The organism is Limosilactobacillus equigenerosi DSM 18793 = JCM 14505, from assembly GCF_001311375.1.
GTDB classification, from domain to species: domain Bacteria; phylum Bacillota; class Bacilli; order Lactobacillales; family Lactobacillaceae; genus Limosilactobacillus; species Limosilactobacillus equigenerosi.
Window position 1 is genome coordinate 14,447 of sequence record NZ_BBAS01000015.1, and the last position, 21,426, is coordinate 35,872.

General features: G+C 43.3%; 15 protein-coding genes, 1 tRNA gene and 6 pseudogenes. 2 read left to right on the top strand and 20 right to left on the bottom strand.

What is annotated here, in order from left to right; all coding sequences use genetic code 11:
* Positions 1–47 precede the first annotated feature (47 nt).
* The 7 genes and pseudogenes from JCM14505_RS06860 to JCM14505_RS06890 all read right to left on the bottom strand — a co-directional run bounded on the left by JCM14505_RS06860 (position 48) and on the right by JCM14505_RS06890 (position 7,570).
* Positions 48–1,010, bottom strand: coding sequence for an SGNH/GDSL hydrolase family protein (locus JCM14505_RS06860; RefSeq protein WP_054653622.1), 963 nt, complete (start codon positions 1,008–1,010; stop codon positions 48–50).
* A gap of 56 nt (positions 1,011–1,066) precedes the next feature.
* Positions 1,067–2,087: pseudogene (gene lplA / locus JCM14505_RS06865) on the bottom strand (lipoate--protein ligase).
* A gap of 24 nt (positions 2,088–2,111) precedes the next feature.
* Positions 2,112–3,518 (bottom strand): dihydrolipoyl dehydrogenase, encoded by a 1,407-nt coding sequence (gene lpdA / locus JCM14505_RS06870; RefSeq protein ID WP_054653624.1) that lies wholly within the window; start codon positions 3,516–3,518, stop codon positions 2,112–2,114.
* A 6-nt stretch (positions 3,519–3,524) separates the two neighbouring features.
* Positions 3,525–4,822: pseudogene (locus JCM14505_RS06875) on the bottom strand (2-oxo acid dehydrogenase subunit E2).
* A 15-nt stretch (positions 4,823–4,837) separates the two neighbouring features.
* A complete protein-coding gene (locus JCM14505_RS06880) occupies positions 4,838–5,815 on the bottom strand; it encodes an alpha-ketoacid dehydrogenase subunit beta (protein ID WP_054653626.1) in 978 nt (325 codons plus the stop codon).
* Positions 5,816–5,817: 2 nt separating this feature from the next.
* The gene (gene pdhA, locus JCM14505_RS06885; protein WP_054653628.1) at positions 5,818–6,912 is read right to left on the bottom strand and encodes a pyruvate dehydrogenase (acetyl-transferring) E1 component subunit alpha; all 1,095 of its coding nucleotides are present in this window, start codon (positions 6,910–6,912) and stop codon (positions 5,818–5,820) included.
* A 292-nt stretch (positions 6,913–7,204) separates the two neighbouring features.
* Positions 7,205–7,570 (bottom strand): TetR-like C-terminal domain-containing protein, encoded by a 366-nt coding sequence (locus JCM14505_RS06890; RefSeq protein ID WP_082405661.1) that lies wholly within the window; start codon positions 7,568–7,570, stop codon positions 7,205–7,207.
* A gap of 341 nt (positions 7,571–7,911) precedes the next feature.
* On the opposite strand from JCM14505_RS06890, the gene JCM14505_RS06895 reads away from it, so the two are divergent.
* A complete protein-coding gene (locus tag JCM14505_RS06895; protein ID WP_054653632.1) occupies positions 7,912–8,739 on the top strand; it encodes an N-acyl homoserine lactonase family protein in 828 nt (275 codons plus the stop codon).
* Between the two features lie 83 nt (positions 8,740–8,822).
* Here the strand turns inward: JCM14505_RS06895 and JCM14505_RS06900 are convergent, their stop codons facing one another.
* The 4 genes and pseudogenes from JCM14505_RS06900 to JCM14505_RS06915 all read right to left on the bottom strand — a co-directional run bounded on the left by JCM14505_RS06900 (position 8,823) and on the right by JCM14505_RS06915 (position 11,641).
* The gene (locus JCM14505_RS06900; protein WP_054653634.1) at positions 8,823–9,347 is read right to left on the bottom strand and encodes a GNAT family N-acetyltransferase; all 525 of its coding nucleotides are present in this window, start codon (positions 9,345–9,347) and stop codon (positions 8,823–8,825) included.
* Between the two features lie 69 nt (positions 9,348–9,416).
* Positions 9,417–10,055 (bottom strand): NAD(P)H-binding protein, encoded by a 639-nt coding sequence (locus tag JCM14505_RS06905; protein WP_054653636.1) that lies wholly within the window; start codon positions 10,053–10,055, stop codon positions 9,417–9,419.
* 108 nt (positions 10,056–10,163) lie between these two features.
* Positions 10,164–10,757, bottom strand: coding sequence for a hypothetical protein (locus JCM14505_RS06910; protein ID WP_054653638.1), 594 nt, complete (start codon positions 10,755–10,757; stop codon positions 10,164–10,166).
* Positions 10,758–10,763: 6 nt separating this feature from the next.
* Positions 10,764–11,641: pseudogene (locus JCM14505_RS06915) on the bottom strand (DegV family protein).
* Positions 11,642–11,767: 126 nt separating this feature from the next.
* On the opposite strand from JCM14505_RS06915, the pseudogene JCM14505_RS06920 reads away from it, so the two are divergent.
* Positions 11,768–13,436: pseudogene (locus JCM14505_RS06920) on the top strand (NFACT RNA binding domain-containing protein).
* Positions 13,437–14,054: 618 nt separating this feature from the next.
* Here JCM14505_RS06920 and JCM14505_RS06925 read toward each other — a convergent pair.
* The 9 genes and pseudogenes from JCM14505_RS06925 to JCM14505_RS09140 form a co-directional block, all read right to left on the bottom strand.
* Complete coding sequence (locus JCM14505_RS06925) at positions 14,055–14,957, bottom strand: peptidylprolyl isomerase (protein ID WP_054653640.1); 903 nt, start codon at positions 14,955–14,957, stop codon at positions 14,055–14,057.
* Between the two features lie 67 nt (positions 14,958–15,024).
* Positions 15,025–15,968: pseudogene (locus JCM14505_RS06930) on the bottom strand (3'-5' exoribonuclease YhaM family protein).
* 89 nt (positions 15,969–16,057) lie between these two features.
* Positions 16,058–16,423 carry a YlbF family regulator gene (locus JCM14505_RS06935; protein WP_054653642.1) on the bottom strand — a complete coding sequence of 122 codons (366 nt, stop codon included), beginning with the start codon at positions 16,421–16,423 and terminating at the stop codon, positions 16,058–16,060.
* A gap of 61 nt (positions 16,424–16,484) precedes the next feature.
* A pseudogene (locus tag JCM14505_RS06940) lies at positions 16,485–18,614 on the bottom strand (PBP1A family penicillin-binding protein).
* A 121-nt stretch (positions 18,615–18,735) separates the two neighbouring features.
* Positions 18,736–18,806, bottom strand: a tRNA-Gly gene (locus tag JCM14505_RS06945).
* A gap of 49 nt (positions 18,807–18,855) precedes the next feature.
* Positions 18,856–19,170 (bottom strand): hypothetical protein, encoded by a 315-nt coding sequence (locus tag JCM14505_RS06950; protein ID WP_054653644.1) that lies wholly within the window; start codon positions 19,168–19,170, stop codon positions 18,856–18,858.
* Positions 19,171–19,660: 490 nt separating this feature from the next.
* Entirely contained in the window at positions 19,661–20,335 is a 675-nt protein-coding gene (locus tag JCM14505_RS06960; RefSeq protein ID WP_054653648.1) for a CPBP family intramembrane glutamic endopeptidase, read from the bottom strand.
* Complete coding sequence (locus tag JCM14505_RS06965) at positions 20,325–20,939, bottom strand: hypothetical protein (RefSeq protein WP_054653650.1); 615 nt, start codon at positions 20,937–20,939, stop codon at positions 20,325–20,327. The genes JCM14505_RS06960 and JCM14505_RS06965 overlap by 11 nt, the downstream gene beginning before the upstream one ends.
* Positions 20,940–21,012: 73 nt before the next feature.
* The coding region (locus tag JCM14505_RS09140; protein ID WP_369395516.1) for a glucosaminidase domain-containing protein at positions 21,013–21,426 on the bottom strand (414 nt) is incomplete at its 5' end.

The following is a 21,426-nucleotide window of genomic DNA, read 5'->3' on the forward strand; positions in this document are numbered from 1 at the left end:
GTCAAGTTCCGGTTTTAAGCTGCCGGAGTGATTACTTAACGTCGGTTCTAAATCAACACCCCACGATGCTGCCGCAAAAATTCATTCACCTGTTGCCGCCGCTGCTCACCCACCGACGAGGCCGACGTGGCAAATAAACTTGGACTTAACGTTGGTACCAAAACTGGTTGGTGGCGTGCCAATTGTTGGTAGCACGTGGTTAATTGATCTATCGTTGGTAATGCTAGGTTTAATTGTGGCATTTTAAGTGGAACTAATAAATCATTTAAGCCCGCATTAACCACCGTTAACGCCAATGGCCATGGCAACTTGCGCTTGAGTAAACGACGATAAGTTGCTTCGCCGTAGGTTGCTAGATTACCGGTCGTTGCGGGTGCATCCGCCAATAACCGATTGCCGGCGATCCCGGTTTGCAACCACGTAACTTGATTAAGACGGTTTAACAACGTTAAATCAAATAAACCTTGCGTTAGCATCCCCATTTCAACCAAGGAGTCCCCGGTAATTTCGATTACTTGTGGGGTACTTGGCGTTAAGACATCAATCCCTGTCACATTAAACCAAGCATGTGGTTGGTCATTACGACTGGATAATGCTGGGCAAGCCCCCAATTGTCGTTGCCACGTGGCATTAATAAATTTAGTTGCATAGGTAATATTAACGTCCATGTATGCTTGTGGCTGACTTGCTTGGAACCGTAAATACAACGGTTGTCCCGCTGCCACGGTTATTGGTAACGGATCGGTTAATTGCGTTGTTTGGGGCGGAATGACTAATTGAGATTGTCCAGCTAACGTTAACGGCTGCGCGTCATTAAAATCAGCCGATAAACTAAGCCACCCTTGGTCGAATATAATCGGCGTTGGCGCAAACAAATTTTGTAATCTCACCCGCACCGCGGTTCCCGCGATTAAACTCGTGACCTTCATCACCATCTCCAATTGTGGTAATTGAAACGGACGAGCTTGAAAACTATGCGGGGCTTGGTAATATCCTGGTTGCCAATTCATCTTCTTGTTCCTCATAAACCGAAACCGGACTCACTGATTGTGAGTCCGGTAAATTTTTATTCTTGCATTGCAAATAATTCAATCACTTCTTCCGGCGTATGACCAGTAAAGTAACTCGGAAGGTCAAATGCCTGTAAGGTGGTTCGAATCGTGGTTGGATCATATGCAATTCCAGTTAATGCGTTTTCTAAGTCTGCGACATCTTGTGTTCCAAAGAAGTCCCCAAAAATTTTAACTGCTTTAATTTCACCATGATCGACTTGATAACGAATATCAATCGTGCCACTCGCAAAGTGACGCCGCTTTTGGATTGTAAATGCTGGGGAGCGTCCATAGACCCAATCCCAGTTCTTATACGTTTCCGCTTCAATTTGATCAATCGCTGCTTCATCAGCTGGCGTTAAATGATACTCATTAACTTGCGCGGCTTCGATTGAATCCACTTGCCAAATTCGTTTGATAATTTCATCGCGGAATTGAGCGGTTGTTAAGGACTGGTATTCCGGCCTTAAGTATGGTCGCAAATTGGTCACCCGCGAGCGCACCGATTTAATTCCTTTGGATGCAATTTTATCGGCAGGAACATGCAAAGCTTTAGCCACATCATCAGTATTAACATCATACATCAAAGTCCCATGTGAGAAAGTTTTCCCATTCCGCGTATACATTGCATTCCCGGAAAACTTTTTCCCATCAATCGTTAAATCGTTACGACCATTCACTTCAGCTCCCGTAGCACCTAAATCGTGTAAGGCATCCACGACGGGTTTAACTAGTTCACTAAATTGACCAAATTCAACTTGATCAGCTGGTACCACAAAGCTAAAGCATAAATTACCGAGATCTTGATACATGGCGCCACCACCCGACAATCGCCGTGTGACCGTCACATGATGATCTTCACAGTACGCTTGATTAATTTCTTCAAACGTATTCTGATTGCGACCCACAATGATGCACGGTTCCTCAATATAAAAAGAGCATAAACGGTGGTTTAATTTGATCACTATTCATCAAATATTGTTCCGTAGCGAGGTTCCGCCGAATATCATGGGTTTTCATTGCTACATATTGCATCCTACTTGCCCCCCATTCCAAAGCTTAAATATTCGTTGGATAACCTAATCCAACATCCGCAGCATCCATCACCGCTTCAGATAGTGATGGGTGTGGGTGAATCGTTAACGCAATGTCTTCAACCGTACTACCGGCTTCAATGGCTAACGTTAATTCAGAAATCATATCCGAGGCATTGTTTCCAATAATTTGAGCCCCAACGATTCGTTCTTCGTCCGCCGTAAAGACCAACCGAACAAAACCTTCCGTTGCTTGCATTGAAACCGCCCGTCCATTAGCACTAAATGGGAATTTCGCCGTCTTTACATCGAGGCCTTGCTCCTTGGCTTGGGCAGCCGTTAAGCCGGTTGTCGCGATTTCTGGGTCCACGTAACAAACCGCTGGCATGGCCCGATAATCAACAATTGAACTTTGACCGGCAATCGCTTCAGCCGCGACATTTCCTTCATAGCTTGCTTTATGAGCTAAGGCTGCCCCGGCCACGATATCCCCAATCGCATAAATATGTGGAAGATTCGTCCGCCCTTGACCGTCAACTTTGATTAAACCACGTTCGTCAACTTCAACCCCAGCAATATTTAAACCGAGATCATCAGTATTAGGCTTCCGCCCAACCGCTACCGCAACATAATCGGCCGTAACCGTCTTAACTTCCCCGTTAACTTCATAGCTAACCGTCACATCATTATCCGTTTGACTCGCACTTTTGGCCATTGCATTCGTAATAATATCAATTCCTTTGGCTTTAAAGCGCTTTTCGATAATCTTGACCATATCTGGTTCATAGGCGTTCAAAATTGAATTCGTGCCTTCAAGAATGGTCACATGGGTCCCAAAGTTAGCATAAGCCGCCGCTAATTCCGAACCAATGTAACCCCCACCAATTACGATTAATTCCTTTGGTAAGGTTGGTAATGATAAGAGCCCGGTTGAATCAATCACCCGCTTGTCAAACTTAAACCCAGGAATTTCGATAGGATGACTTCCCGTCGCAATAATTAAGTTCTTAAACGTATAGGTTTGCGCACTATCGTCGTTAATCACCCGTAAACTATGGTCTGACTTCATGAAGGCCGTCCCATGGATGACGTCAATCTTATTTTTCTTAAATAAGTATGCCACCCCATTACTCATCCGATCAACGACACTTTGCCGGAAGGCTTGCACTTTATCAAAGTCTAAAGCAACCTTAGCAACGCTCACCCCTTCATCCGCTGAGTTTTGAGCCGTTAAGTAATCATGGGAAACTTGAATCATGGCTTTGGATGGGATACATCCAACGTTTAAACAAACCCCACCGAGGGCATCATAGCGTTCAATGACCGCTACCTTTTGGCCTAATTCCGCCGCATGGACGGCAGCGACATACCCACCAGGCCCAGAACCAATCACAATGGTATCTAAATCAATTGCGTAATCTCCAACAACCATTTCAAATCACCCTTCCATTAACAATAATTCTGGATCAGCTAACAGTTCTTTCATCCGATTCATCGCCCGTTGTGCCGTTGCCCCATCAATTACACGGTGATCAACCGTCAAGGATAACTTCAAGACCCGCGCCACTTCGACATGATCATCAACCACGACCGGTTCCTTGGCAATCTTGCCCATTCCGATAATCGCCACTTCTGGCCAGTTAACGATTGGGGTAAAGAAACCACCGCCAATTGATCCAATATTAGTAATCGTCATCCCAGTATTGCTCATATCAGCACTACTTAACTTACCGTCTTTTGCCGTTTCGGTATTGGCTGCAATTGCCTTCGCAATATCGAAGAGACTTAATCGATCCGCATGCTTAACATTTGGGACAAATAATCCCTTATCAGTATCAGTGGCAATGCCAACGTTAATGTAATCCCGGTAATCAATTTGGAAGTTTGCCATATCAACTTTAGCATTCAAGACTGGGAATTCCTTCATTAAGACCGCTAAGGCTTTGGTCATGTAAGCCATAAAGGTTAACTTCGCGCCCCGTTCAGCGGCTAATTCCTTGTACTTCTTCCGGTGGTCCCAAAGTTTATCAACCACCACGTCATCAAAGACCGTAATCATTGGAATCTCATGCGCTGCGGTAGTCATCGCTTTGGCCGTTGCTTCCGGACTGGACTCATCTTTTCGGCATGTTCAGGCCATCCTTCAGCGGCAGCTGGAACAACTGGGCTTGGCGCTGGCGTTGCGGTTTCTGTTCCAGTTGCAACTGAAGCAACGGCTTGGTCACCTTGCTTAAAGGCTTCCACATCTACCTTCAAAATTTGACCATGACGACCAGTCCCGGTTACTTGCGTTAAATCAACTCCTTGTTCCCGAGCAAACTTCCGGACCGCTGGCATGGCCAACACTGGTACATCGTGGTTAGCGACTGGCACACTAGTAACTGGGATTGCTACTGGGCCCGGTTCACTTGCAATTTCCGGAGCTGGCGCTGGTTCTGGATCTTCCGCCGGTTCAGCTACTGGAGCTGCGTCATCCATATTTCCTTGACCATCAGCAACTTCTAATTCAATTAATGGATCCCCAACATTGGCCAGTTCACCTTCAGGAACAATAATCTTAGTTACGACCCCATCAATTGGTGCTGGGATTTCTTCAACAGACTTGTCATTTTCAATTTGAACAAAATCTTCGTCTTGTTTAACTTGATCGCCGACTTGAACGTGCCATTCACCAATCGTTCCTTCGGCCATCCCTTCACCAACATCCGGTAATTTAAATTGATACTTGCTACTCATTGCACTCTCACCTCACTAGAAGTTAACCGTTGCCCGGACTTCATCGATAATATCTTGCTTATTTGGTAACCAGGCCCCTTCCGCAGCACTAACTGGATATGGGGTATCTGGCGCCGCTACACGGCCAATTGGCGCATCTAAGGAAAGAACTCCTTCTTGAGCAATTAAGGCTGCCACTTGGCCACTAACGCCACCTTGCCACGGAGCTTCTTGCACTAGGACCACCCGTCCAGTCTTCTTAACCGTTGCTAAAATGGCTTCTTCATCTAATGGAGAAATCGTCCGCAAGTCAAGCACTTCAACATCGATGCCTTCCTTAGCTAATTCCTCAGCGGCCGCTAAACTTTCGCGTACCATGTAACCATACGTGATAATCGAAACGTCTTTTCCTTCCCGCTTAACCGCCGCCTTGTCCAATGGCACCGTATAAGCTTCATCCGGAACTTCTTGCCGGAATGACCGGTATAACTTCAAGTGTTCCAAGAAGAAGACTGGATCATCAGAGCGAATTGACGAAATCAACAACCCCTTGGCATCATATGGATCTGATGGGACAACCACCCGTAACCCGGGGATTTGAGCTAATAAGCCAGAAAAATCATCCGAGTGTAATTCAATGGCATTCACCCCACCACCAAATGGTGACCGAATCGTGACTGGGTAAGTCCTGGAACCAGAGTGACGAAACCGTTGCCGGGCCATTTGCCCCGCAATTTCATCAAAGGCTTCAAAAATGAACCCACTAAATTGAATTTCTGGCACCGGCCGGAAGCCTTGGGTAGCTAACCCATTAGCCAAGGCAATAATCCCGGATTCAGCTAACGGGGTATCATAGACCCGGTCTTCGCCGTACCTGGCTTGCAAACCATCAGTTGCCCGGAACACCCCACCATTTTTACCAACGTCTTCCCCAAAGACTTCTACTTTCGGGTCACGTGCTAATTCTTCATCTAAAGCATCGGTAACTGCTTTTACCATCGTAATTTTAGCCATAATTACTTAGCCTCCTTGTCTTCATAGCGCTTGATTTGTTTTTCAATCGCTGCTGGGGTGTCAACGTATTCAAACTTCAGCATTTCGGATACCGTTTGTTGCGGTTGCGCTTCAAGTTCCTTGACCGCTGCATCCACTTCTGCATTCACTTCTTCACTATAAGCATGTTCTTGGGCTTGGTCCCAAAGTCCCTTCTTAACTAAGAAGTTCCGCATCCGTTCAATCGGATCCTTAGCATGCCAAGCTGCTTCTTCATCGCTAGAACGGTACCGCGAAGGATCATCCCCTGATAAGGTGTGGGCTCCATAACGATACGTTAAGGATTCAATTAAGACTGGACCATTACCGGCTACCGCGTAATCCCGTGCTTGCTTAACCACGGCATAAACAGCTAGGGCATCCATCCCGTCAACTTGGAAACAAGGTAAGCCAGCGGCAACCCCTTTTTGGGCCAACGTTGGGGCAGCTGTTTGTTTAGCCCGTGGGACGGAAATCCCGTAACCATTGTTTTGAACAATGAAGACTGCTGGCGCTTGGAAGGCACCGGCAAAGTTCAGTCCTTCATAAAAGTCCCCTTGTGACGTCCCACCGTCACCGGTGTACGTGTAGGCAACATTTGGTTTACCGGCTTTCTTTAACCCCAAGGCAATCCCAGCGGTTTGAGCATATTGTGCCCCGATAATAATTTGTGGTGGCAAGGCTTTTAATTCTTCAGGGAATTTTGTCCCATTGTAGTGTCCCTTCGACCACATAAAGGCTTGGGCTAACGGTAACCCGTGCTTAACTAATTGTGGAATGTCCCGGTAAGCTCCCGCTAAGAAATCATCTTTTTCCATCGCGTAGTTGGAAGCCATTTCACTAGCTTCTTGCCCTTGGGTTGGAGCGATGAAACCTAACCGCCCTTGCCGGTTAAGCTTCGTTGAACGATCCCCAACAATCCGGGACCATAACATTTGCTTAAATAAATCAACTAATTGTTCATCACTCAAATCTGGCATTAATTCAGGGTTAACAACTTCCCCATCTTGACTTAAAACTTGGAATGGTTTTTCGTCGCCAGTATAAAATTTGAGACTTTCAAAGTCGAGATTTTTCATTTTCACAACCTCCAATATTCCTTAATTAGCAATCATGGTATCGCTACATCTTTATTGTAGCACCGATTAGTTAAATGTAAATTTAGCTCACTACTGAGCAAACTGTAAGCGCTTACAACGGTGTGACTGAACTATTAGCCGGTCTAACGGCATTTTAAGTTCGTGAAACCCAATATCATGTGTAAAATTAGCTAAAATTTCAAAATAAATTTTGACTTTAAAATCAAAAAAACTGGCCCGCGATTCAGGATAAGCTACCTTTTGCCATCCTTAACGCTTGCCAGTTATACACTCAGCTTTCAAAATCTAATAATTCTAACGGTGCTAACAAGCGCGTTTGACTAATAATTTTGGCAAACTCAGCGGGTTTTTCTGGTACTGGTTTATTAATCCACACCATCAACACCCCCAACAAACTATCAATTAAAATACTTTGGACATATTCAGGTGGAATTTTGGCCGTCACTTGCGCCCCATAAGCATGAATCCGCTCATTAATGATTCGTAATAATAAGTTTCGTAATTCATAGTAAAAAGTTTGATTGTTATGAGGCACTAACAAGGCTTGAAAAGTCAACCGGTGCTCATAAATATAGGGGAGAACGAGTTGAAACGAAAAAAATTGTTTGATCCGATAAATCATTATTTTTAATTTCATTTGTCCCTTGTTGGGATAAACACTCCAATGTTGAGAGCGTCTCACGCTTAATTACTGCCATTAATTCATACTTATCAACATAATGAGTATAAAAAGTCCGGCGACTAAGGTGCACTGGCTTCGTGATTTGGCTAATTGTAATCTTTTCAAACGGTTCTTTCTTTAATAACTTTAAAAAACTAGTTTTATTTGCGTCTGTGTTCGACGCGTGCGTAGATCATTTTTATTTGTCATATTAACTTCCGTATCATTTTATTGCACACATAGCGAATTATTGTTAATTGAATCGTATAATATCAGGCTTTAAAATACAATCATTAACTACGAATGAGGTAATAATTATGGCAAATATCAAAATACATGTTTTACACACCGGGTCCGTTATCGTCAACAAAAACTTACCATTTCACGACGATCAGGCTAATAAATTAGCCTGGACTGGCTTCTTACAACCAAAATCGGACCTGATTGAAGTTCCGGTTTCCGCTTATTTAATTGAACATCCACAAGGTTTGGTATTAATCGATACCGGCTGGAATACTGTTAATCGCTCCAAATGGGGCCAAATTAAAAATCTAAGTTTCCAATACCCTGTTAACAAAGCCAAGCTTGCTGCTGGACAAGCAATTAATGAACAGCTAAGTAAACTTGGTTACCAAACCAATGACCTTGATTATGTTTTATTAAGCCATCTGCATTGTGATCATGCTGACGGCTTACGACTAGTTAAGGACGCTAAAAAAATCATGACTAGTCAAGTAGAATTAGCAGCTGCTCATCGTGATAAATTTCATTATCTTGGCAATGAATGTCGTGGGGTGAATATCCAACCATTTGAATTAAAACCAAGCGGACTTGGACCGTTTGGACGCTCATTCGATCTCTTTGGTGATGGGAGCTTAGAAATGGTTTGGGTGCCTGGTCACGCAGCTGGCCTTTGCGCTACAATCATTCGGAGTTATGAAAATGACCAAATTGTTTTATTAACTGCTGATGCAGCTTACGCCCACAAATCTTGGGAAAATAATCTCCGACCTAGCGTCGTTGTTAACGCCAAACAAGCTGAACAATCGTTAGCCTGGGTAAAACAAATGGCTGACAATCCAACTGTAATTGAAACATTAGCTAACCACGACGCCGACGTGGTTCCCCACACCATCGTTTTATAAATAACTATCAATTAAAATTTAATCATAACAAAAACTTGCAACGCCAAACTATCCGCTTGACGTTGCAAGTTTTATTTTAAACATTATTTTTCACGTACGTTTTCGTAAACGTATGATGTTTCTTCCGGACGATATACCCCATGTAACGTCCCTACGCGCTTAAACCCATACTTTTCAATCAAGTGTTGCATTGGCGCGTTGTGTTCATGCGTATCAATTCGAATGGAATCAATATCCGTACGGTGTTCCTTAATGTAATCAATGACCGCCACAAATAAACCAGAGGCATAACCATTGCCGGCGTGGTCGGAGTGAATAGCAACTCGGTGGATTACCAAGTAAGCATCCGTATCAAGTAACCATTGGCCGTCTAATTCATCATAGAGTGGATCTGGACCTGGCACCATTGCAAACGTTCCGACCGTTTCATGGTCATCCGAATGGACTAAGTAGGCATAGCCATTTTCAATGTCTTCCTTCACATGTTCACGGTTAGGATAATCCCCTTGCCATTGGTCAATTCCACTTTCAGATAACTGGTTTCGACCATCTTTTAAAATTTCAATTACACGATCTAAATCAGATAATTGAGCCTTTTCTAAATGCATAAATCAATTCTCCTTTACCATTTTGTCAATTTAAATAATTTAGCACAATCTTAAAACATGAGCAAATTCTCATCGAATATTTTCGATAGCAGTCTTAATTGATTGGTCCCCATTGCGCATTCCAATGACTTTGCCAATCGTATTTGGCGCCGTTAATGTCGCCACTAAGACGTTGGCAACATCTTCAATCGTATTCGCCCCCGGTTGACCATCAAAACTGACTTGACCGGTAGCAGTGTCCTCCGTTAAGGCCCCAGCTTGCACAATCGTATAATCTAAGTTTGTTTGATTAACCAACCATTGATCAGCAAAATATTTGGCAATATTATAATCCATAAGTTGCGCTAACGCCGGAATTTGCGTCCATTTAGCTTGGTCGAGTGAATACAGTGAGCTGAGCATAATAAACCGCTTAACCCCTGTTTGTTGGGCCGCTTGCATTAATTTGACGGCCCCATTTAAATCAGTTTGTAAAAGGTCTTTCCCCCGTGAACCTCCAGCGAAAATGATGGCTTCAATATCATTCAATTTTGCCACCATTTCGGCCACTGATTGGTGTAAATCAAACGCAATTGGGGTCACCAAATCACTAGCCACTGTTTGGGGATGCCGACTAGCCGCAACTACCGCTTGGCCTTGCTTAACTAATGTTTCTACCACTATTTGTCCAACCCGGCCTGAGGCACCAACTACTAATACTTTTACCATTATCATTCTTTCCTTTCTTCAACCTAACTTTATCATTATACTTAAAATTCGATTGAAGCGCGAAATTAAAGCTCGCTACCTAAAAGTTAGGTACCGAGCTTTAATTAACTATTCTTTGGTTTCGTCATGCGGACCAAAATGAGCTTCGACCGCCCCTTGAATATGTTCACTCCGATCATTTTGATGCCACCATGGTTCAAGCCACCAATTTAAGAGCATCATACCGCCACCAATCACAACGGCACTCACTAACCATAGTAAGCCGGCCTGGGTAAATTTTAACCACCATAACCGATTAAACTCCGCCACAGGCATCGTCGTCGCCGTTAATAATAACCCGGCCATAAATTGAATACCAGTCGCTAGAAAGCCTAGGCGAGCTCGTTGGATTGAATTTAATTCTTGGTGAAGCGGTAATTGTCGGCCCCAAGCCCACCACCAACTAATAATGATTAGCCCATTAAATACTAAATTGGGCCAAGCGATTGGGGATAAAATCGTTAAAAGGATACCCAACCCTAAGCCAATGATGACACTTAGCCAGCCCCCCCATAAACTAATTAAGGTCAGAATCCCAAGAGCCATAAAATCGATCGCCACAATCCCCAGGTTCGTTGCATACCGCCATTGGACTAAGCTTCCAACAATGGTTAGCAAACCTAACATCACCATAATTAAGATTTGTTCGCGTCGTAATCGCATCGTCAATTACCCTAATGGTTGTTTCGTCGTATCTTGCATCCAGACAATGGCTAAGGCACCGGCCCCTAAGTGCGTGCCAATAACCGGACCAAAGTAACTTAATGCAAAGTCAACGTCAGGATACTTTTCCGCCAGACTTTCTCGCCAAGCTTCCCCCGCTTCCTCAGCGTTCGCATGAATCACAAACGCCCGGACGGGATAATCTAGCGTGGCTAAGTCTTGGGCAAACAATTCTTCGACTCGCGCCTTGGCCTTCTTCATTGACCGCACCTTTTCAAAGGCTTCGATAGCATAGTTTTCCGTGTGCATCGTTAATAATGGTTTAATTTTTAAAACTGAGCCCACAAACGCTTGGGCATTTGATAACCGGCCCCCGCGCACTAGATTTTGTAAGTCGTCAACCACAAATAAATTATTAAACGTATCCCGGAATTGTGATAACTTTGCCACCACCGTGTCCAAGTCATCGCCCGCGGCCACTAACCGGGTTCCTTCTAACGCTAATTCCCCCATCATCCGAATCGTTAAATGGGAGTCAAAGGCACAATCTTAATCGTATCCGCCATTTGCTCAGCTAATTGATGCACGGTGTTAATTAACCCTGAAATTGATGAAGATAAGTGAATACTAATCACTGCTTCATACCCTTCCGCCGCTAATTGTTCGTAGGTTTCCATTAGTTGCCCAATTGGTGGTTGAGACGTACTTGGAAAGTCCTTGCTCGTTGCTAATTTGGCATAAAATTCTTCATTCGTAATGTTGACGCCTTCTTCATAAACTTGGTCGCCAAAAATCACGGGAATTGGCACCACGCGAATGTTGTTGGCCGTGATTTCGTCCGGTGTTAAGTAAGCCGTACTATCTGTCACGATCGCAATCTTCATCGTTTTTTTCCTCCGTCAATAATTATTTACACTTCTTAATATGATACCGTAATTCAATTAATTACTCAAACTCTTTCAAATCAAGTATAATAATAACATTAGATTTTAAATTGGAGGCACCGATTAATGGCATTTGACGGTTTATTTACCCATGCAATGGTCCACGAATTAAATACGACGCTCGCGGGAGGACGTGTGACTAAGATTAACCAACCCTACCCCCTCGAATTACTCTTAGTTATCCGGGCTAATCGCACGAATTATCCCTTATTATTATCCGCTAATCCGGCTTACCCGCGGATTCAAGTTACTAAAATTCCATACCAAAACCCAGCGGTCCCTTCAAACTATACGATGACCTTACGAAAGTATTTAGAAGGAGCGATTGTCGATCAGATTACGCAAGTTGATAATGACCGAATTGTCCAAATCCACTTCACCCGCCGAGATGAACTGGGGGACTTACAAACTTTAATTTTACAATTAGAAATCATGAGTCGGCACAGTAATGTCATTTTATTCAATGCCACGACCAATAAAATTATCGATACGATTAAACACGTTGGCAGCGACCAAAACCGGGTGCGGACCCTGTTACCCGGTGCTACCTTTGTCATGCCACCAGCCCAAACGCGGACCAATCCGTACTTACCCAACCAACATTACTCCGATTTAGCCAAGCAATTTAATGATGCTGAAAATTTATCTCCAGCCCTTCAACAACAATATCAAGGGTTCGGTCCAAGTAGTGCACGCGAATTAGCACACCGATTGTTAAGTGACAATCATGCCCAAGCCTACGAACAATTTTTAGCGACCTTTAATCATCCCACGCCCAGTTTGATTACTGATGAGCGTGGTAAACTCAGCTTTGAGGCGTTTACCCCAGCAACCGCCAAGCACGTTCAAACTTTTCCGACGTTATCCGACCTGCTAGATCAATTTTATGCCGAAAAGGCTGAACGTGACCGGGCCAAAGAACTGGCTGGACAAGTCATTAAAGTCGTCAGCAATCACTTAAAGAAAGATCGGCGCAAAATCAAAAAGTTAAACCAGGAGCTTGCCGATGCCGCCAAGGCCGATTACTACCGGATTCGTGGGGAAATTTTAACTACCTATTTGTATCAATTACAACCAGGAATGACTGAAATCGAATTACCGAATTTCTACGATAATAACGTCCCACTAAAAATCCAATTAGCACCAGAATTATCGCCATCGCGAAATGCCCAACGTTACTTCACCAAGTACAATAAACTCAAAACTTCGGTCGAATACGTCAATGAACAACTCACTTTGGCACAAAGTGAAGCTGATTACTTAGCTAATATCCTTGCACAAATTGAATTGGCTGCTCCGGCCGATATTCAAGATATTCGACTCGAACTCCAAGAACAAGGCTATCTAAAACAAGCAAGTGGCAAGACAAAAGTCCGGAAACCGGCTCCAAGTCAACCAGCTAAATTTACCACGACCGCCGGCTCCGTTGTGCTCGTTGGTAAAAATAACCGTCAAAATGATGAATTATCATTTAAGACGGCCAACAAAGATGACCTTTGGTTCCACGTTAAGGATCTTCCAGGTTCCCATGTCATTTTAAAAAAACGCCCATCCAAGCGAGGAAGAAATTATCGAAGTCGCCCAACTAGCGGCTTATTATTCCAAAGGACGCAATAGCAGCCATGTTCAAGTCGATTACTTACCGGCGAAAAATCTCCATAAACCTAACGGAGCCAAACCTGGTTTCGTAACCTTCCGGGGGCAAACCACAATTAGCGTTACCCCCAGGTCGTGAGGCGGACGATAAAACCGCCGTATCATAACGGTGAAACTGGCGTTGACGGATAGTATATCCGTCGGCGTCAGTTTTTCGTTATGACTAGGTGGTTGTCCGCCGAGCGTAGTTACTATCCAGGTCGTGAGCCACGCAAAAAGGGAGCCGTGTCCTAATCTAGACAAACCGTTGGCACTAGCTATGCTAGGGTCGGCGGTTTTGTCGTAATTAGGCACTAGGCTTCCGCGTGGCGAACGTAGTTACAAAATCAGGGTGTGAACCGAGCGTTAAAGTCGCCGGTAGGCTAAGTCTGAAATGAGCTTTGACGTGGCACACGTCGGAGTCCATTTTAGCTTAGTCCTAGGCGACTGCTCGGTGAGCGAAGTTACAATGCTGCCGTAGAAGATAGTCCGCCGAACGTAGTTACAATCAGGTCGCGAGCTCAGCTATCAAAGTCCCCGTTGGGATAACCTAAACCACTCGTTGGGACTAGTGTAACTAGGACCAGCGGTTGGGTGTAGTTATCCTCGAGGAGACTGCTGGGCGAGCGTAGTTACCAAGTCGTGAGCCACGTACTAACATCCATTTAACTCAAAAAGGTCGCTAACCATTTTTGGCTAGCGACCTTTTGCGATTTAATTATTTATTATTCGTCGTGGTTGGCGTTAAGTAACCGGACAAAATTCCCTTTAAGTCATTATCCTTAATTGAAACATTTCCGTTCTTTAAGGCCTTGGCAACTACCTTCTTAGCAAAGGCTTGGTTATTCATATTCTTCGTTACGATTTGATCTTTCAAATCATTAATGTGTTGCTTGTAAGTTCCCTTGGCTGGGTGCTTAATCATGTAAATCACGTAGTAACCATTTTCCGTTTCGATTGGTTCCGCCGTTACTTCACCATTTTGAAGTTCAAACGCCGCTTTCCGAACGTTTTCTGGTAATGTTGAGTTGGTATTGTCAAAGGCTGGCATTACCCCACCATTAGCAGCCGTGGAGTCATCAATTGACTTGGACTTAGCTAATTTCTTAAAGGTGCTGAGCTTATTACTTGCCCCATTCACTTCATCAATGATACTTTGCGCATCTGATTGGCTGTTCACTACAATCATCGCTGTTGAAACTTTAGGTTGGAATTCCTTCCATTGCTTTTCTAAGGCACTCTTCGTGAACTTAGAATCTGCCCGCACGGCCGCTTCCATCAGCATTTGCGACTTCAACCGATCCTTGAAGGATTGGGCCGTCATCCCATTTTGTTGCAACATCGTGTTAAAGGCAGCCCCGTATGAATCTTTGTAAGAATTAAATTGGGCATTTACCTTCTTATCGGTAACTTGCTTGCCGTATTGCTTTTCCAAGACTTGATCCAAAATCATTTGTTGCATCACTTCTTGACCGGCTGAGCTTTGCTTTAACTTCTTGTAGTATTGGTCTTGGGTAATCTTACCACCACTTGTCGTTGCCATTACGCGATTTCCACAGGCGGCCAAAGGACCCATTAAGGCTAATCCCGCCATAATTGTTACAATCTTCTTATACTTCAAAATTTTCACATCCTTTTCTTAATACTGTACTAATATACCACACTTTGGCTAATTTACCACTAATCACTTATTCTGGTTGCGTTGGTTGGTAAAATTTTCGATTATCTAGCGCAAAAATCCGCGGTGAAAATTCCCCTGGTTGCACTTCAGCGAGGGCTTGTTGCACTTCCACAATTGAAGCATCTAAATCATCTAATTGGTGCAATATTTGTGCTTCTAATAACTGGGGTTTAACTGGCGATCCATACTCTAAGCGTCCATGGTGGGCTAAAATTAAATGGCGCAACAAGACCACTTGATCATCATTGGGATCAAGTTGATTGGCTAAACAAGCTGCACAATTTCACCGTCCACGATTGAAATATGGCCAAGTAAATTCCCGGCCGTAGTATATTGCGTCGCCACGGGACCTGACAATTCAACTAACTTACCACAGTCATGCAACAAAATCCCAGCATATAGTAAGTCCGTATTAATCCCAGCATATAACTGACTTACACTTTGCGCTAACCGTAAGATTGAGAGCGTATGCCAAGCCAATCCCCCTACCAAGGCATGATGATTTTGCTTCGCAGCTGGATAGGTAAAGAAGCGTTCCCCCGCCGTCCCTAATAATGAACTAACAATCGTCCGGTATACTGGCGTCTGAATCGCCGCAAAAAAAGGGCGTAACCCCGATTTTAATTCTTCTTCACTAATCGCCACTCGCGCGACGTACAAACTTGGATCACTAGGTTCTTCGGCGGTGGCTAATCGCAAGGTTTGTAAGGTTAATTGCAGTTTATCTTGATAACTACTCCCTTGTCCGGTTAAATAAACCACGCGTCCCGGTAAAAAGTCCGCAATTTGGTCAGCTGTGGCATCCCACAAGTTAGCTCCAATCGTTCCCGTGGGGTCGCTAAATGTCAGGCTTAAATATTGACTGCCATTCCGCGCCGTGCGTACTTGCGCATCTTGGATTAAGGCAAATAATTCGACCCCTTGATTATTTTCAATTGACTTAATTTGCATCCAACTGCTCCCTTCTAATCACATCAAAAGCCGCGAGTGAATCACCAACTAATTGCGTAATTCTTCTCGCGGCTTCTTCAATCATTCGTTTACTTATCAGCTGGAGCTTCAAACAAATCAGCGTAAAGTCCACGAATCGGACTCGTTACGTTTTGATCAATTTGTTGGATCATTTGGTTCATCCGTTGTTCCTTTTCCATCAACTTCACAATTGATGGTTGGGCGCTAACTTGCTTGGCCATATCTTGAATCTTGTTCATTTCATCTTCAGATAATTCCGTCCCTTGGGCGGCCTTTTGTTGAGCAGCTGCTTGCGAACTTTGGAATTCCCGGAATAACTTAACCGCAATTTCATCCGCCTTTAAAGCTTCAACTGCTGCCTTTAATTCCTTGTATTCATCCGTTTCTACCATTTGGTGCGCCAATTCATTGGCCGTATCAAAAATGTTAACCATGTTTGTTTTTTTCCTCCATTAATTCAATAATTCCATTTTAGCATGTTTTGCTACTTACTGCCTACCGGAACCATGAAGTGACTTCATTTAACGCTTCATCAGCTTTTTCCTTCAAGTCTGGTGTTGAATGGGTTAAATTATCAAACCACGACTTAGCATTATCCCATAAATCGGTCGTTGCCTCCCAACTTGTGGCTGCTTGATCACGGGTACTTGCGGCTTTAACCTTAAAGCTGGATTCGTTCGTCAACGGTAATAATTGACTCATCTGTGTCTTATATAAGCTATAAATATCATTATCTTCAAAGTCTGTCAATGAATGCTCCTGATCAGCATGATCATAACCTTCCCAAGTAGCCACGACTAAATCAGGAGTATAACCAACAATCCATTTATCTCGATCCCGGTCATCATTTAATCCCGAATCCGTGTCCCTGTTTTACCCGCTAAGGTATAGCCACTTGGTTTGGCACTCACCCCCGTTCCTTGCTTAAAGACATCGATCATCATACTTGTCATTTGATCCGCCACTTGATTGGAAATAATTTGATGCCGCTCAATTTTGGTCTGCCGCGGAATTTCTTGCCCGGAAGCATCATAAATCTTGGTAATATAATGGGCCGTTGGTAACTTTCCATCAGCCGCAAACGCAGAATAAGCCCGCGCTAATTGTTGCGGTGAAACCCCTTTGGTCATCCCCCCGAGCGCTAACGCCAGATTCTTATCTGACTTTTCAACGGGTAATCCAAATTCTTGGGCCGCTTTATAACCAGCATTCAATCCTATTTTGTTTAATAACCACACCGCTGGCGCATTCAAGCTTTCATATAAAGCTTCATACATTGGGACTTGCCCTCGATAGGTATTACTATAATTCTTAGGTTTATAATGATTCGAACCATAACTAGCTAATTTATCCTGTAAGTCCGAATCAAATTGATACCCCTTTTCTAACGCTGGCGTATAAACCACGATCGGTTTAATCGTTGAGCCTGGTTGCCGCCGCATTTGGGTCGCGCGATTGTAGCCACGGAAAACATGTTCCCCCCGGCCACCAACAACTGCTTGCACGCCCCCAGTCTTGGGGTTCATCGCAATCGTGGCCGCTTGGACCCCCGTTCCATTACTCGTTGGGAAATTATCGTCATTATTAAATACCCGTTGTAATTGGCTTTGTTGGGCTTGATCAAGCGTAGTATAAATCTTATAGCCATTATTCATTACTTCCGATTCAGTTAAACCATATTCCTGAATGGCTTCACTAATCACCGCATCAAAATAATATGGATACTTATACGAATCGCCACCATCATACCCGTTAGTTACCACCAATGGCGTTTGTTGATATTGTTTAGCTTGAGTAGCTGTTAATTTTTTTATTTTTCACCATCAAGTTCAATACCATATTCCGCCGTTGTTTGGTAGCCAGGGGATGATGAACCGGATCATACATTCCCGGTGAAGTTAGCATTCCCGCTAGCGTGGCCGCTTGCGGAACCGTTAGTTGATCCGCCGTCGTATTGAAGTAACGGGTCGCCGCATCTTGAACGCCCCAAACCCCATTTCCAAAATAGGCATTGTTAAGATACATCGTTAAAATTTGGTCTTTAGAATATTGATTTTCGACTTCAATTGAAATAAAAATTTCCTTCAATTTCCGCGAAAAAGTTTGTTGTTGCGTTAAGAAGGCATTTTTTACTAATTGTTGGGTTAGCGTACTTCCCCCACCGGAAATCGCTTGACTCCCCATCAACCGATTCCGTACCAACAATACCATCGCCCGGGCCAAACCACGGATCGAAAAACCATGCTCATGATAGAAATTTCGGTCTTCCGTTGATAAAACGGCTGCTGGGACGTTAGGCGAAATTTGCGATAATTTCACATACGTCCCTTTTTGCGAATAAATACTACCAGCTAGGTCTTTATCTTTATCGTAAACCACCGTGTTCGTTTCTAACCGTGCTTGAAGTTTATCAACATGCGCCGTCTTCGCCACAAATGTTAAATATGCACTGCCAAGGAAAATGATTGTTAATACCACAATAATCAGCCAGCGTGATAAATTATGATATCGTTGTTGATGTTGCCACCACTTTTTCAACCAGGCACCCAAACGTTGCAACCATGGCTTTACCCAGCGTTGCCAACCGCGTTTGACCGTCGCCCAGCTTTGTTGAAACCATTGCATAAATTTTTCTCCTTCAATCAATTCGCTTCATTTTAGCACGTTAGTAAATTTAACGGTGCTAATCTCACTAAGTTTATGGAAAAATTAAAAAAACGCCGGCTTCACAGCCGACGTTTATGAAAGCGGGTAACGAGAATCGAACTCGCGACTTAACCTTGGGAAGGTTATGTTTTACCACTGAACTATACCCGCATATATAAGTACTAACAACTTGGTACTCATATAGTATATCATACTAAATCTATTTGTCACTAGTTTTTTTAGATTTATTTTTATTTGCTTTTGCTTCCTTAGCCGCTTGAGCTTTTTCTTCTTCAGCGGCTAAAGCTTCATCTTCTTCGGTCCGTGGCACGGCTTTCACTAGTTTAGCATCACCTTTGCTGATTACCGCGCGATTATTTAATTCATTGACCCCACTTTGATCGCTTGAATCAAATTCTTTAATTGCTACTAAAATCGAATTCGTGTAGACTTTTTCAACTTCACCAGCAAATTCATGTTCTAATGGTCCAAGCTTTGGCCCTTGCACATAATCGCCAACTTTAAAGTACGTCATGCTGTTTGCCCCCTTTTTAATCGTAGATACCATTCTACTCATTTTAAAGTTAAATTTCAAGTCTTAGGCGCAGTAATGGTACAATATAATCAAAGGATGGCTTATACAAATGAAATATTATCTTCCTAGTCTCATCATGTTAGTTTGTCTTGCAGTTACTTACAGCGGAACTCACTCGCCCAAAATCAAACGTATTAACTTTGCATTAGTCTTCAATCGGTTATGCTTGTTAATTTTATTTGGTTATTTAATTTACGAAATAATTAATCAGCCTAGTCATATCTTCACCTGGATTCACCTTATTTATCTTGGTGGATTAAGTTGGCTCATGGAAAGTTGCTTTACCCAACTTCGAACCACCTTTGGACGTCCCTTTTTAAATTGGAGCGTTTACTTAGGTTTCCTAATTGGAATTGGCATCATGTTAATTGATTAAAGCTAAAAACGCGGCTTAAGAAACTAATTGCTGTTTCTTCGGCCGCGTTTTGATTTAGTACATAAGTAAAATACTACTCATCGCTAACGTGTTATTAATAATATGGATCAACATTGAATTTTTCAAATCCCCCGTTTGCCGGTAGAGATAAGCAAAGCACATCCCCATTGCAAAATAAATTAGGAAACTAATCGGATTTGAGCTGACATGTCCCAAACTAAATAAGATTGATGAAACAACCATTGGCGTCCAAGTAGCTTGGGGATGCGGCCAAAGATTCAGCATTAAACCTCGAAAAATTAATTCTTCAATAATTGGCGCAAAAATAATGGTTGACACCCCAAATAACCATTTCATTAACGGTCCTTGCTTAACTAAGTCAATAATTACTTGATTATTCGCCGTTTGTGATTGATGGTAAATTAATTGATTTAGCAGTGTCAATCCACCCACGATTAAAATCAAGACGAAATACATCCCAATCACCCATTGAAGGCGCTGGAAAACCGTCAATTTCATCTTATTCAGGTGATTAATCCGCCGATATAAGCGCCAGCCGCCCCAAATTAATCCAAGGTATGTGATTAACATCCCCATAATCCCGATTAATTGGCCGGTTAACTGCTTAGTATGACCAGCTAATAAGATAAAAGTATCTGGAACTAATAAGTAAATGACCGCAATTAACAACCACCAGCCAAAAATCCGCCTCGTTTGCTTATTCTTCATTCTTCATTACCCCCTTCGGCAGGTGAAAGACTCGCTCAAAAATCCGCTCCGTTTGGGCAGCTTGGTAACCAAAGCAACGCAGATATTCAATCTCTTCTAACGGAACCCGATATTCCCATACCGATGATAAATCATGCGAATTAAAATAGTGCATCGTAAGCGACCACGCGTTTAATTCCGTAATGAAACCTTGAAATTCATCACTCCCATTATATTGATTCGTCCCAATTACGAGTGCTTGCTGCTGATTAAACACCTGGTTTAATAGTTGGGGGAATATTCCGTCCGTTACATAATCAGTCGTTGCTGCTTGTTGCGTTAACTCCCAACGATCATAGTAATCATATTCACGAGCTACGTCAGCCTTATATTTCAGGGTAATTAAATAGTCATCATCAACTACAACCTTAGTAATCCGTGATAAGCGCATCGCGGTTAATCCATTGATCTTACCGTCCCAATCATGGCCTAACAGTAAAACAAATTCATCATCAATCCCAACTACATAGCCAATATCGAACATTTCAGGGTCATTAAACCCGTACACTTCGACCAATTGGTGTTGGTGCTGGGCAGTTTGTAATTGTCCTTGAATCGCCGTCATCACTCTGCCTCCTCAAAATCTTTAACTTCAAGGATAGCCGATGATTGACCTTGGCGTCAACATTTCACCGTAATTACCAAAAGCGTTTTGCCAATACCCATATCCCAGCGGAACTAATCCCCCCGAGGATTGACCATCGCCAAGTGCCCTGGTTTGGCGCAGCTGATGCTCTCCCGGCTGTTTTCGACGCCGCTGAAGCCTCCTTAGTTGACAATTGATTTTTAATTGGTTTAGCTGCTGGCGACCGATCAAAGCGATCTAAATGATATGAATCAATTAACTGATTTAATTTCAAATCATAGTCCGGATCAGTTGCATACACACCGGTTAAGGCTTTCGTTGCTTGTTGATACGTTGAGGATTGCCGCCGGTGAACTCGTTGATAAATTGGATTATCCAAGACCATCGCATAATCAACAAGGCCACTAGTTAAATCTGGATAATGCTTAAACTGATCGATAATCCCAACATCATGACCTTGGTAATG

Coding starts and splice junctions, on each gene's coding strand:
- JCM14505_RS06895 (WP_054653632.1), top strand. CDS start 7,912: ATGGCAAATATCAAAATACATGTTTTACACACCGGGTCCGTTATCGTC.
- lpdA (WP_054653624.1), bottom strand. CDS start 3,518: ATGGTTGTTGGAGATTACGCAATTGATTTAGATACCATTGTGATTGGT.
- JCM14505_RS06890 (WP_082405661.1), bottom strand. CDS start 7,570: ATGAAATTAAAAATAATGATTTATCGGATCAAACAATTTTTTTCGTTT.
- JCM14505_RS06905 (WP_054653636.1), bottom strand. CDS start 10,055: ATGGTAAAAGTATTAGTAGTTGGTGCCTCAGGCCGGGTTGGACAAATA.
- JCM14505_RS06900 (WP_054653634.1), bottom strand. CDS start 9,347: ATGCATTTAGAAAAGGCTCAATTATCTGATTTAGATCGTGTAATTGAA.
- JCM14505_RS06960 (WP_054653648.1), bottom strand. CDS start 20,335: ATGAAGAATAAGCAAACGAGGCGGATTTTTGGCTGGTGGTTGTTAATT.
- JCM14505_RS06880 (WP_054653626.1), bottom strand. CDS start 5,815: ATGGCTAAAATTACGATGGTAAAAGCAGTTACCGATGCTTTAGATGAA.
- JCM14505_RS06935 (WP_054653642.1), bottom strand. CDS start 16,423: ATGGTTAACATTTTTGATACGGCCAATGAATTGGCGCACCAAATGGTA.
- JCM14505_RS06860 (WP_054653622.1), bottom strand. CDS start 1,010: ATGAATTGGCAACCAGGATATTACCAAGCCCCGCATAGTTTTCAAGCT.
- JCM14505_RS06910 (WP_054653638.1), bottom strand. CDS start 10,757: ATGCGATTACGACGCGAACAAATCTTAATTATGGTGATGTTAGGTTTG.
- JCM14505_RS06950 (WP_054653644.1), bottom strand. CDS start 19,170: ATGACGTACTTTAAAGTTGGCGATTATGTGCAAGGGCCAAAGCTTGGA.
- JCM14505_RS06965 (WP_054653650.1), bottom strand. CDS start 20,939: ATGACGGCGATTCAAGGACAATTACAAACTGCCCAGCACCAACACCAA.
- pdhA (WP_054653628.1), bottom strand. CDS start 6,912: ATGAAAAATCTCGACTTTGAAAGTCTCAAATTTTATACTGGCGACGAA.